The organism is Metabacillus malikii (assembly GCF_030813355.1).
GTDB lineage: Bacteria > Bacillota > Bacilli > Bacillales > Bacillaceae > Metabacillus > Metabacillus malikii.
Genome location: NZ_JAUSUD010000032.1, coordinates 1 through 13,534, shown reverse-complemented (window position 1 = coordinate 13,534; position 13,534 = coordinate 1). Strand labels below are relative to the sequence as shown.

The 13,534-nt window shown below is 35.3% G+C and carries 12 protein-coding genes; all 12 read left to right on the top strand.

The window, feature by feature from the left end; translation table 11 throughout:
• Positions 1 to 98: 98 nt before the first annotated feature.
• The 12 genes from J2S19_RS21160 to J2S19_RS21105 all read left to right on the top strand — a co-directional run bounded on the left by J2S19_RS21160 (position 99) and on the right by J2S19_RS21105 (position 13,058).
• On the top strand, positions 99 to 1,091 hold the full coding sequence (locus J2S19_RS21160) for a YkvI family membrane protein (protein WP_307346186.1): 993 nt from the start codon (positions 99 to 101) through the stop codon (positions 1,089 to 1,091).
• Positions 1,092 to 1,477: 386 nt separating this feature from the next.
• Positions 1,478 to 1,681: a DUF951 domain-containing protein gene (locus tag J2S19_RS21155; RefSeq protein WP_307346125.1), complete on the top strand. Its 204-nt coding sequence runs from the start codon at positions 1,478 to 1,480 to the stop codon at positions 1,679 to 1,681.
• 18 nt (positions 1,682 to 1,699) lie between these two features.
• A complete protein-coding gene (locus tag J2S19_RS21150; protein WP_307346122.1) occupies positions 1,700 to 3,706 on the top strand; it encodes a molybdopterin-dependent oxidoreductase in 2,007 nt (668 codons plus the stop codon).
• A gap of 163 nt (positions 3,707 to 3,869) precedes the next feature.
• On the top strand, positions 3,870 to 4,970 hold the full coding sequence (gene ychF / locus J2S19_RS21145) for a redox-regulated ATPase YchF (protein ID WP_307346120.1): 1,101 nt from the start codon (positions 3,870 to 3,872) through the stop codon (positions 4,968 to 4,970).
• 186 nt (positions 4,971 to 5,156) lie between these two features.
• Positions 5,157 to 5,447, top strand: coding sequence for a 30S ribosomal protein S6 (gene rpsF, locus J2S19_RS21140; RefSeq protein WP_307346183.1), 291 nt, complete (start codon positions 5,157 to 5,159; stop codon positions 5,445 to 5,447).
• Positions 5,448 to 5,490: 43 nt separating this feature from the next.
• The gene (ssb, locus tag J2S19_RS21135; protein ID WP_307346117.1) at positions 5,491 to 6,018 is read left to right on the top strand and encodes a single-stranded DNA-binding protein; all 528 of its coding nucleotides are present in this window, start codon (positions 5,491 to 5,493) and stop codon (positions 6,016 to 6,018) included.
• Positions 6,019 to 6,050: 32 nt separating this feature from the next.
• Positions 6,051 to 6,290 carry a 30S ribosomal protein S18 gene (gene rpsR / locus J2S19_RS21130; RefSeq protein WP_046588211.1) on the top strand — a complete coding sequence of 80 codons (240 nt, stop codon included), beginning with the start codon at positions 6,051 to 6,053 and terminating at the stop codon, positions 6,288 to 6,290.
• A gap of 326 nt (positions 6,291 to 6,616) precedes the next feature.
• Positions 6,617 to 7,552: a YybS family protein gene (locus tag J2S19_RS21125; protein WP_307346115.1), complete on the top strand. Its 936-nt coding sequence runs from the start codon at positions 6,617 to 6,619 to the stop codon at positions 7,550 to 7,552.
• Positions 7,553 to 7,589: 37 nt separating this feature from the next.
• On the top strand, positions 7,590 to 9,560 hold the full coding sequence (locus J2S19_RS21120) for a DHH family phosphoesterase (RefSeq protein ID WP_307346111.1): 1,971 nt from the start codon (positions 7,590 to 7,592) through the stop codon (positions 9,558 to 9,560).
• On the top strand, positions 9,560 to 10,006 hold the full coding sequence (gene rplI / locus J2S19_RS21115) for a 50S ribosomal protein L9 (protein WP_307346107.1): 447 nt from the start codon (positions 9,560 to 9,562) through the stop codon (positions 10,004 to 10,006). Before J2S19_RS21120 ends, rplI begins: the two co-directional genes overlap by 1 nt.
• Positions 10,007 to 10,152: 146 nt before the next feature.
• Complete coding sequence (gene dnaB / locus J2S19_RS21110; RefSeq protein WP_307346181.1) at positions 10,153 to 11,514, top strand: replicative DNA helicase; 1,362 nt, start codon at positions 10,153 to 10,155, stop codon at positions 11,512 to 11,514.
• A gap of 257 nt (positions 11,515 to 11,771) precedes the next feature.
• Complete coding sequence (locus tag J2S19_RS21105; protein WP_307346104.1) at positions 11,772 to 13,058, top strand: adenylosuccinate synthase; 1,287 nt, start codon at positions 11,772 to 11,774, stop codon at positions 13,056 to 13,058.
• The last annotated feature ends 476 nt before the right edge of the window (positions 13,059 to 13,534 follow it).

Here is a 13,534-nt window from a genome sequence, read left to right as displayed (position 1 = left end):
GTAGTAACAGTATACGGAACAAATTGCATTTCTATACGTGCGCAATGAAATTTGGACAGCCTTCGAGGTGATATGATGTGAAATCAGGGTTAAAGTGGATGTTTTTGATTTTAGGTACAACGATAGGAGCGGGGTATGCGTCAGGGAGAGAAATATGGGAATTTTTTGGCTTTGAAAGTGGACTGGCTATATGTATATTTACAGTAACATTTATAATCTCTGTCTATGTCATTATGAAAATTAGTCATGAAAGCAAGACAAAACACTTCTTTCCTGTGTTAGAAAAGTTAGTAGGTAAAAAGCTTGCACATGTATATGATGTTTTAATCGTTTTATATCTTTTCAGTACAACAATTGTTATGATAGCTGGTGGCGGGGCCACACTAGAAGCATTTTTAATACCTTATTGGGTAGGTATTGCTTTCTTCGCAGTTTTACTAATCCTTTTGTTTATTGGTAATACAAACGGAATAATAAGGCTTAATACAATCATTATTCCTTTACTGGTTCTCGGATTGTTCTATGCTTTATTTTCCTTTAATATTTCAAATTCCCATACATGGCTATTCGATATATCGAAACAGTACAATTGGCCTGCTGCATTTACATTTACATCTTTAAATATCTTACCTTTAATTGCTGTTTTGTCCGCGGTTGGTAAGGAGATAAAGGATATCAAAGAGGCAAAGATTGCTAGTATAGGCAGTGGTCTTGTTTTAGGGTCAATATCATTTATTTATAATGAAACATTAATCCAAATAGCAGATTTATTAGCTGAATATGAAATTCCGTTATTTGCGATATTACGAGGTGAACCATTTGCTGTTTTTATATTTATGTCTGTTATGCTTTGGCTTGCTATTTATACGACAGCTGTTTCAGGTGTTTTTGGACTTGCTTCAAGATTCCAAGTGATAATAAAACTCCCATATTGGATTTTGGCACTCGTGTTAGTTGCTTTAATGATACCTTTCACTAGATTTGGGTTTTCTAATCTTGTAGCTATATTATATCCGCTTTATGGATTGATAAATTTATATCTACTTATAACAATCTTAATGTATCCATTTATAGATAGATTAAAAAAGTAGAACAAATGAATCATGGATAATATACCTTCACAATATTAAATGTAATAACCTCAGTTACTAAACGACTTAGACTCGCCGACGTGACTGAGGTTATTTTTGTCATTTACAATAAGAAGTTATTATGTTGGAATTAATGTTAGAAAACGACCTGCTTTTAGAATAAGGGCCTAAAATAAAGCATTGATATGTGCACAGGGAACAAAGCCTTAGATTAAAAACACGTTAATAGAAAAACGAAGCAAATTTGAATATAATTGTAAAGAGTAGGAATTAACTGAACAACAACTTATTAACTGGCAATATCATTTATGTGATAGCCAACGTTATATTTTGATAAATATTAACTAATTTTCAGGTCAAAAAAAGCAGAACTTGGAGGGGATAGTATGCAAGATAAGGAATTTAATTTAAATGATATTGTAGAAATGAAAAAGCAACACCCTTGCGGCACTAATCGATGGAAGATCATACGAATGGGCATGGATGTCCGAATTAAATGTGAAGGATGTCAACATAGTGTATTAATACCAAGACGTGATTTTTCTAGGAAAATGAAAAAAATATTAGTTAAACATGTCGATAGCGAGTAATGAAATGGGGGCTTGCAATTGAAACAAGTATTTAAGACATCATGCCCTTTAAATTGTTGGGATAATTGCGGGTTTGAGGTTACTGTAGAGAATGGGAAAGTGACAAAAGTTGAAGGTGACAAGGATCACCCCATTACAAAGGGGAAAATTTGCGGTAGAGGTAGAATGCTAGAAGGTAAGACGAACTCAACAGAGAGAGTAACTACGCCATTAAAGAGAGTTAATGGTGTACTGACAGAAATATCCTGGAACCAAGCGCTTGATGAAATTGCCGGAAAAATGCAAGTAATTAAACAGGAATTCGGTGGAACGGCCATTCTCCATAGTCATGATTATGCAAATAGTGGACTATTAAAGAATTTAGATAAGAGATTTTTTAATTGCTTTGGTGGAGTAACAGAGCTTGTAGGCAGTATTTGTTGGGGTTCAGGGATAGAATCTCAAACTTGGGATTTTGGCGATTCATATAGTCATTCACCAGAGGATTTAAAGAATAGTAGGCATGTTATCGTTTGGGGAAGGAATGTTGCTAGAACAAATATGCATCTATTTCAAGAATTACAGGCTGCCAAAAAAAGAGGTGTGACAATCACTGTCATTGACCCGATTTTTAATGCAACAGCAAAAATTGCTCACAATTATATTAGTGTGAAACCAGGGATGGATGGGTTATTTGCAATAGGTGTGATGAAACAGATAATCACTAATCATCAATATGATAAACATTTTATTGAAAACTATACAGTAGGATTTCACGATTTACTTGATTTACTAAATCAATTTTCAATGGATGATATTCTTATTAAGACAGAAGTATCTATACAAGATATTGATTTAATTGCTAATAAATATTGTGATGGACCTACTTCTACGTTTATTGGTCTAGGTATGCAAAGGTATGCAAACGGTGGCAACACAATTCGTCTTATTGATGCATTAATTGCAATTAGTGGGAATATTGGTGTACCTGGTGGAGGAGCAAATTTTGGGAATCTTCAAGTAGGTCAACAATTTTCAATGAATGAATTAACTTTATCTAATAAAAAGCAACTTTCAAGGCAATTTACAATGATGGAGCAAGCAGAAGAGATTCTAAATGCGAAAAATCCAGAAATAAAGATGATTTTTGTTACATGCGGAAATCCATTAGGACAAGTTCCAAACACAAACAAAGTGAGAGAAGCGTTTGAATCTGTTGAGACACTTATCGTCGTGGACCACTTTTTAACAGATACTGCAGAACTAGCAGATTATGTTTTACCAACAACAACGGTATTTGAGGAAGAAGACATCTATTATTCATCCATGTATCACCATTATGTAAATTATGGACCGAAATTAGTAGAGGCACCTGGAATGGCAAAATCAGATTTATGGATATGGACACAGCTTGCTAATAGATTAGGATTCCAAAAGGAATTTGCTTATAATCGAGGAGAATTTCTTGAAATGGGACTAATGCGTTTAAACGACTTCGGTATAACACTTAACGAATTAATAACTAATAAACGGTTACCTCTCCCTGTACAAGATACACCTTGGAAAGAACGACAGTTCAAAACACCAAGTGGGAAGTTTGAATTTACATCTGAATATGCAAATAAAAGAGGAATGATAGGTAAGCCGCAATATCTTCTTCCTAAAGAATCGAAATTCAGCGACCCTGTATTAGCATCTTACTATCCGTATCAACTATTATCAATTCATCCGTTACGTTCAAACCACTCCCAGCATTATCCATTAATAGAAGGATTACAGACAAATAAAATTGAAATCTCAAACGATATAGCATTAGAGAAAGAGATTAGAGATGGCGAGAGAATCAAAATTTATAACAATAGAGGTACTCTTGAAGGAGTAGCAAAAGTCTTGCCGAGAGCACATAAGGGGACAATTAATGTTGATGAAGGGCAATGGAGGAGATTTGGTGGTTCAGTAAACCAATTAACACTTGATGAAAATTCCGATAATGGTAAAGGTAGCATACTCTACGATTGCTTAGTTAATATTGAAAAATTAGAGTGATATAGATTATGTTAATCGTTGCTCTGCTTGTTTTTTAGCCATTTTGTCTCTATAATTGGTGGAGATTCATTACGTAGTATAAAAAACTATTTGGACAAGGTTATTCTTTACATCGGATAATGTTCTAAATGATGTAAGTTAGATAAAGATTAGGAGTGGAAATATGGCATTAACTGCAGGAATTGTAGGACTTCCTAACGTGGGTAAGTCAACATTATTTAACGCGATTACACAGGCTGGTGCAGAGTCAGCTAACTATCCATTTTGTACAATAGACCCAAATGTCGGTATTGTTGAAGTACCAGATGACAGGCTTCAAAAGTTAACTGAACTCGTAAAACCGAAAAAAACTGTACCAACCGCTTTTGAGTTCACTGACATTGCTGGAATTGTAAAAGGTGCAAGTAAAGGGGAAGGGTTAGGGAATAAATTTCTTTCCCATATACGTCAAGTTGATGCAATTTGTCATGTTGTTCGTTGTTTTGCTGATGAAAATATTACACATGTGTCTGGTCAAGTTAATCCTATTGCTGATATTGAAGTTATCAATCTAGAATTAATTTTAGCTGATTTAGAAACGGTCGATAAGAGAATTGACCGTGTTGCTAAATTAGCAAAACAAAAGGATAAAACAGCTGTTTTTGAGCATGAAATATTATCAAAGTTAAAAGAGGCATTTGAAAATGAAAAGCCGGCACGTTCAGTAGATTTTACCGAAGAGCAAATAAAGTATGTTAAGCAGCTGCATTTATTAACAATTAAACCAATTTTATATGTAGCTAATGTAAGTGAAGAAGAAGTAGCAGACCCTTCTGGAAATGAATATGTACAACAGGTTCGTGAATTTGCAGCAGGAGAGAATGCAGAAGTTATCGTAGTATGTGCTAAGATTGAGTCTGAAATTGCCGAACTTGAAGGTGAAGAAAAGCAAATGTTCCTTGAAGAATTAGGTATTGAAGAATCAGGACTTGACCAACTAATTAGGGCTTCTTACCATCTATTAGGATTGGCTACTTATTTTACTGCAGGGGAACAAGAGGTACGTGCTTGGACGTTTAAAAAGGGAATGAAAGCTCCGCAATGTGCTGGTATCATTCATACTGATTTTGAAAGAGGCTTTATTCGTGCGGAAACAGTCTCTTATGCCGACTTGTTAGCAGCAAAAACAATGGGGGCTGCCCGTGAAGCCGGTAAAGTTCGTTTAGAAGGAAAGGACTATATTGTTCAAGATGGTGATGTTATACATTTCCGCTTTAATGTCTAAAATGGTCTGATAAGTAAGTAATGAGAAAGGAAATTTACATGTAGTTATCTAATTGCTAGATTAGATGAACAATATCATTACTTGCGTTTTTTATATTCATTTGTTATAATTTCTAATTGTGAGTAATTTATTTTAATTGCTCCTTGCCCATTCGTGGGCCGTTAGACCAAAAGGAGGTGTAAGATGATGAGAAAGTACGAAATTATGTACATCATCCGTCCAAATATCGAAGATGAGGCTAAAAAAGCTTTAGTTGAGCGTTTTAACAACATTTTATCTGATAATGGTGCGGAATTGACAGAAGCGAAAGAATGGGGTAAACGTCGTTTAGCTTATGAAATCAATGATTTCCGTGATGGCTATTACATGTTACTTCAAGTTAACGCTGAAGCTGCTGCTGTTCAAGAATTTGACCGTTTAGCAAAAATCAGTGAAGACATTATTCGTCATATCGTAGTTAAAAAAGAAGAAAAATAATAATTGATTGATTTTTATAGATGATATATAAAGGATGGTTCTGATGTTGAATCGAGTTGTATTAGTCGGAAGGCTAACAAAAGATCCAGATCTGCGTTACACACCAAGTGGAGTTGCTGTTGCTACATTTACATTAGCAGTAAACCGTACGTTTACTAACCAACAAGGTGAAAGAGAAGCCGATTTCATTAATTGTGTAATTTGGCGCAAACAGGCCGAAAATGTTGCGAACTTCCTTAAAAAAGGTAGCTTAGCAGGAGTAGACGGCCGTTTACAATCTCGTAGTTATGAAGACCAAACTGGGAAGCGTGTATATGTAACTGAAGTAGTTGCTGAAAGTGTTCAATTCCTTGAGCCAAGAAGTGCGAGCGGTGGCAACGGTGGCAACAATAATAACTTTAATAATAATAACAACTTTGGCGGTGGCTACCCAGGAAACTCTGGCAATCAAAACCCATTCGGTTCAGATCAAAATCAACAACGTAATCAAGGGCGTACAAGCTTTGATGAAGACCCATTTGCGAATGATGGGAAACCTATTGATATATCTGATGATGATTTACCGTTTTAATACAAACATATATAGAAGGGAGGAAATAGACAATGGCAGGCGGACGCAAAGGTGGACGTGCAAAACGTCGTAAGGTGTGTTTCTTCACATCAAATGGTATCACTCACATCGATTATAAAGATGTTGATTTATTAAAAAAATTCGTATCTGAGCGTGGTAAAATTTTACCACGTCGTGTAACAGGTACAAGCGCTAAATACCAACGTAAATTGACTGTAGCAATTAAACGTGCTCGTCAAATGGCTTTATTACCATACGTATCTGGTGAATAATATGATAAAAAGCACAGATAAGATTCATATCCTATCTGTGCTTTTTTTATTTGGCCGATATCTCGTAAATTGTGGTTATAATAACTGTCTGTTGGCTTATGATTACCCACTGGTAGTGTGAAGGAATAACAGGTACTAGCAGGTGATTAATTCTGGGGATATTTACCAACACGCTACATTCTCCCTTGTAAAAGTTGCTCAAATGGTGAAACAGTAATTTTAATTAGGACAATCTAATATATGTACGGATAATTATAAAAATATATGGTTATATTGTTTGGATAAAATAGGGAAACATATAATAATAGCAGAATTGAGGTGGAAAAATGAAAAGAACGCAAGTAATAACTGAAGGGGCGATTTTATTAGCACTTTTTCTACTATTTCTAATGATAGCATTATATGTTCCTGTAATTGGAACAATATTATTATTCATACTGCCATTACCCTTCATTATCTTTACTCAACGACATGGAATCTCATTATCGATTGTTTTATTAATAACAGGATGTATCTTATCGATCATATTTGGTAATGTAACAAATATATTAATTGCAGCTATGTTTGGTTCAACTGGTATTGTAATGGGACTAATGTATAGAAGAAGACAGACAATTGGTGCTATAATTGGTGGAAGTTTGGCTTATACCCTTGGTCTTATTATCATATATATTGGAACAATTTACTTATTAAATATTGATTTAATAAAGGATTCATTTCAGTTGATGCGAGATTCTATTCAACAATCCAAGTCGTTAATAAACAGCCTAAATCCAGATGTTGACGTGAATCAGCAGATTAAGCAAGTAGAGAGTGGATTGAAATTAATGGAGGTCATTATACCGAGTGTGATTGTGATAACCGGTGTTATTTTTGCGTTCATTAGTCATTCATTTGCCATTCCAATTTTGCAACGACTAAGACTTGATGTACCACCAATTAAATTATTTAGAGAAATGAAATTACCAACAAGCTTAGTATGGTATTACTTATTTGTGACAGTACTATCTATGTTCAAAACAGACAGTGGTGGCTTTTATTATATTGCAGTTAGCAATATCTTTATAATTCTACAATTTTTCATTATTCTTCAAGGCTGCTCCTTTATATTTTATTATGTATATAGGAAAGGGTTACCGAAAGCTATTGCTTATATTGCTGTAATCGGTTCAATACTTATTCCAATATTGCTTTATATTGTAAGAATCTTAGGTATAATTGATTTATGTTTCCCTCTCCGCGATAAAATGGAAAAAAAGTAGTACGAGGATTTACAGCCTGAGAGGAGTTGATGAGTACATGCCTAAATTTCTAGATAATAAATTGTTACGGTACTCTCTTTCTGCAATGATAGCCGTTTTGGCAATCGTTATTATTTCTCTTTATTATTTCAATTGGATAATAGGGATAATTGTCACATTGTTATTTGTCATCATTATATATTTTCTAATTAAATCGCTTGAAGTATACCGCCATGACTTGGAAGGTTATATTAGTACGTTGTCTCATCGACTTAAAAAGGTCGGAGAAGAGGCATTAATGGAAATGCCAATTGGGATTTTACTATTTGATGAGAATTATGAAGTGAAATGGGCAAATCCTTTTATTACATCGACTCTAAACGAAGATTCATTAGTTGGGAAAAACCTCTCTACTATTCATGATGGAATCATTTCCTTTATAAATCAAGAAATTGAAACGGAAACAATAACTTTCAACAAGAGAAAATTAAAACTGATAATTAAGCGAGAAGAAAGATTACTGTACTTCATTGATATTACTGAGCAGATAGAAATTGAGAAACAGTATGAGGATGAAAGGACTGTATTAGGCTACATCTTTTTGGATAATTATGATGAACTAACCCAAGGGATGGATGACCAGAGTAGAAGTGCATTAAACAGTGAAGTAACGGCTCTCTTGAATAATTGGGCAAAAGAATATGGTGTCTTTATTAAACGGGTATCATCTGAGCGGTTTCTTGCTGTTTTAAATGAGCATATTTTAATGAAACTAGAGCAAACAAAGTTCTCTATACTTGATAATGTAAGAGAAAAAACGACAATTGAAAATGTATCATTAACATTAAGTATTGGTATCGGCTCGGGAGTTTCATCTTTACAGGAGCTAGGGGACCTTGCTCAGTCTGGTTTAGATCTTGCTCTAGGCAGAGGTGGAGATCAGGTTGCCATTAAACAAACAAATGGTAAAGTACAGTTTTATGGTGGCAAAACGAATCCAGTCGAAAAAAGAACAAGAGTTAGAGCTCGTGTTATTTCACACGCATTGAAAGAAATTGTTTCAGAAAGTGATAAGGTCATGATAATGGGGCATAAGTATCCTGATATGGATGCAATAGGGTCTTCTATCGGGATTTTAAAGGTTGCACAGGTAAATGGGAAAGAGGGATTTATTGTTCTTGATCAAGATGCAATTGATTCAGGTGTAAAACAACTTTTGAATGAAGTCGAGAAGTATCCAGATCTTTGGTCTAGATTTGTGACTCCGAATGAAGCTGTGGAGATTATGTCTGATGAAACATTATTAATTGTACTAGATACCCATAAACCATCATTAGTCATTGATGAGAGGCTTCTTTCTTTAAGTAACCATGTAATTGTTATTGATCATCATAGACGTGGAGAAGAGTTTATTAAGGACCCTATACTTGTATATATGGAGCCATATGCTTCATCTACGGCAGAGCTAGTGACTGAGTTAATAGAATATCAGCCTAAATCATTAAAGATGAATATGATTGAAGCTACAGCCTTACTCGCGGGTATCGTCGTTGATACAAAAAGCTTTACTCTACGAACAGGCTCACGCACGTTTGATGCTGCTTCATATTTAAGGGCAAAGGGTGCTGATACGGTACTTGTTCAGAAGATTATGAAGGAAGATATTGAGAATTATGCAAAGCGGGCTAAACTAATTCAAAATACGATTCTTTATCGTGAGGGCGTTGCGCTAGCAGTTGCTGATAATGATGAACACTATGAACAAGTTACCCTTGCCCAAACAGCTGATACATTATTGATGATGAACCACATTGAGGCTTCATTCGTAATAGCTAGAAGAAGTGATGAATGTGTAAGTATTAGTGCACGCTCGTTAGGTAAAATAAATGTACAAATTGTGATGGAAGCATTAGAAGGTGGAGGACACTTGACAAATGCAGCAACTCAGCTTCAAAATATTTTATTAGAAGATGCAGTTGAAAAGTTGAAACAAGTAATTGATGAATACCTTGAAGGAGGAGAAAAGTAATGAAAGTAATATTTTTAAAAGATGTAAAAGGAAAAGGCAAAAAAGGTGAAGTGAAAAACGTAGCTGATGGATATGCACAAAATTTTCTTTTCAAGCAAGGTTTAGCGACAGAAGCAACGAGTGCGAATATCAGTACATTAAATAACCAGAAGAAGAAACAAGAGAAAGAAGCAGAAGTAGAATTAGAACAAATGAAAGAATTAAAGAAAGTACTTGAAGAATTAACAGTAGAACTAAGTGCCAAATCAGGTGAGGGTGGTCGCTTATTTGGATCAATAACTAGTAAACAGATTGCTGATGAGTTGAAGAAAAGCCATAATATTAAGCTTGATAAACGAAAAATCGAACTACCAGATGCAATCCGTGCACTTGGAGTAACAAATGTACCTGTTAAGCTTCACTCAGAAGTTACAGCAACAGTGAAAGTACATGTGAAAGAACAGTAGTTAAAATATGGGAAAAATTGTGGTTTTGTGGAAAGAGGTAAATTAGTCTTGAAGCTTGACCACTTTTTTTTTATGCTTAATACTTGAAGAGTTTTATATGATAATAGACTATTAAGTTTAGAAAACAATAAAGGACGGTGATCATCATAAACGAATTGATTGGTGATCGTATTCCACCACAAAATATCGAAGCGGAGCAGGCAGTGTTAGGGGCCATCTTCTTACAGCCTTCCTCATTAACGTTAGCTTCAGAGCTGTTAATACCTGAAGATTTCTATCGGGCAGCACACCAACGAATCTATAATGCAATGCTAGATTTATCAGACAAAGGAGAACCAGTTGACTTAGTAACAGTCACATCGGAGCTGGCAGATGCCAATCTTCTAGAAGAAGTCGGCGGTGTATCCTATTTAAGTGACCTCGCAAACTCTGTACCAACAGCTGCGAATATTGAATATTACGGAAAGATTGTTGAAGAAAAATCAATTCTACGTCGTTTAATCCGTACTGCAACAACAATTGCACAAGATGGTTATAGCCGAGAGGACGAAGTTGAAGTCCTATTAAATGAGGCAGAAAAAACAATTATGGAGGTTGCGCAGCGAAAAAATGCTGGAGCATTCCAAAACATTAAAGATGTCCTCGTTCAAACATATGATAATATTGAATTGCTTCACGATAGAAAAGGCGATATAACAGGAATCCCAACAGGATTCACAGAATTAGATAAGATGACTGCTGGTTTCCAACGAAATGACCTTATTATCGTAGCTGCCAGACCCTCTGTTGGTAAAACGGCTTTCGCCTTAAATATTGCACAAAATGTTGCAACAAAGACAGATGAGAATGTAGCTATCTTTAGTCTAGAGATGGGTGCAGATCAGCTGGTAATGAGGATGCTCTGTGCTGAGGGAAATATAGATGCACAAAGACTCAGAACAGGTTCATTAACACCAGAGGACTGGGGTAAACTTACAATGGCTATGGGGAGTCTCTCAAACTCCGGTATCTATATCGATGATACTCCTGGTATTCGTGTGAGTGAAATACGAGCAAAGTGTAGACGTTTAAAGCAAGAAAGTGGACTTGGAATGGTATTAATTGATTACTTACAATTAATTCAAGGGAGTGGACGTTCAGATAACCGTCAGCAAGAGGTATCGGAAATTTCGCGTACTCTCAAAGAACTTGCACGTGAATTGAAAGTTCCTGTTATTGCCTTGTCGCAGTTATCTCGTGGAGTTGAACAACGTCAAGACAAGCGTCCAATGATGTCAGATATTCGTGAATCAGGAAGTATTGAGCAGGATGCTGATATCGTAGCATTCCTATATCGTGATGATTATTATGATAAAGAATCAGAGAACAAGAATATTATAGAAATTATTATTGCTAAGCAACGTAACGGTCCAGTTGGTACAGTATCCCTTGCATTCGTAAAGGAATACAATAAGTTCGTCAATCTGGAAATGCGATATGGAGAAACAGGTGTACCGCCTGGTGCATAAGGGAGGCCAATTAATGGTCTCCTTTTTATTATATTAAAAATTAACCATCTCATAAATCAAGGAGAATACAATATGAAAATAGAGTAACAACCATTCTTTAGGAAAGACTATAGATTAAAGAGATATAATAAGTACTGTATTAAATACGAACAAACTCAAAAAAAATACACTTAATGTTCGTATTTGTAATTGACTTCATACTAGTACATTGTTAAAATAAGTATGTTAAAAAGCGCGAATTTATGGAGGTGCACGGAATGTCTTCAGTAGTAGTAGTCGGAACACAATGGGGAGATGAAGGTAAAGGGAAAATTACTGACTTTCTTTCTGAGAATGCAGAAGTAATTGCTCGTTACCAAGGTGGAAATAATGCAGGACATACAATAAAATTTGGTGGAGAAACATATAAACTCCATTTAATTCCTTCAGGTATATTTTATAAAGATAAAATTAGCGTTATCGGGAACGGTATGGTGGTTGATCCTAAGGCTCTTGTTGCAGAATTGGCTTATTTACATGAGCGTGGGGTCACAACAGATAATTTAAGAATTAGTAATCGTGCACATGTGATATTACCTTATCATTTAAAACTAGATGAGGTTGAAGAAGAACGTAAAGGTGCGAATAAGATAGGAACAACAAAAAAAGGTATTGGTCCAGCATATATGGATAAAGCTGCACGTGTAGGGATCAGAATTTCAGACTTATTAGAGCGGGATACATTTGAGGAGAAATTGACGCGTGCCTTAAAAGAGAAAAATCGATTATTAGAAAAATTTTACGAAGTTGAAGGTTTCACAGTTGAGGAAATCTTAGATGAATATTATGAATACGGTCAACAATTCAAACAATATGTTTGTGATACTTCAGTTGTCCTTAATGATGCGTTAGACGAAGGACGTCGTGTACTATTTGAAGGTGCACAAGGTGTCATGCTAGACATTGACCAGGGTACATATCCATTCGTTACATCTTCAAACCCAGTAGCTGGTGGTGTAACAATCGGGTCGGGTGTTGGACCTACAAAAATTAATCATGTTGTAGGTGTCTCAAAGGCGTATACAACACGTGTAGGTGATGGACCTTTCCCAACAGAACTAAATGATGAAATAGGTAATAGAATCCGCGAGGTAGGTCGTGAATATGGAACTACAACAGGAAGACCTCGCCGTGTCGGTTGGTTTGATAGTGTTGTCGTTCGACATGCACGAAGAGTAAGTGGATTAACTGACTTATCCCTAAACTCAATTGATGTATTAACAGGAATTGAAACATTAAAAATCTGTGTAGCTTATAATTATAAGGGACAAACAATCAATGAATATCCAGCAAGCTTAAAGGTTCTTGCTGAATGTGAGCCAGTTTATGAAGAATTACCAGGCTGGACAGAAGATATTACAAATGTGAAGCATTTAAGTGAACTACCTGAGAACGCAAGACACTATGTAGAACGAATTTCACAACTAACTGGCATTCCATTGTCTATTTTTTCAGTAGGACCAGATAGAACACAAACAAATGTTATTCGTAGCGTATATAGCTAATTTTTTATGAATAAAGAGATTGTCCAATGAAACCTATTGAAAATTGGGCAATCTCTATTTCTATGAAAAAAAACAAAAAAGTGTTGTTGTTTTGATTATTTCTATGTTATTATAGAAAACGTCCTGTTAAATCTATTAAAAAATACACGCTTCATTTTTGAAAAACAAAATATTATCTCATTCTTTATAATGAGCCATTAGCTCAGTTGGTAGAGCACGACCGAATAAGCTGCGAAGCAAAACATCAGCGCACAAATTGAGCTGCTACTTGAATAATCAACCTGAAATTTGGGCGTCAGGAAACAAGCATTAAACTAAATAGTATCTCATTCTTTATAATGAGCCATTAGCTCAGTTGGTAGAGCACGACCGAATAAGCTACGAAGCAAAACATCAGCGCACAAATTGAGCTGCTACTTGAATAATCAACCTGAAATTTGGGCGTCAGAAACAAGCATTAAACTAAATAATATCTC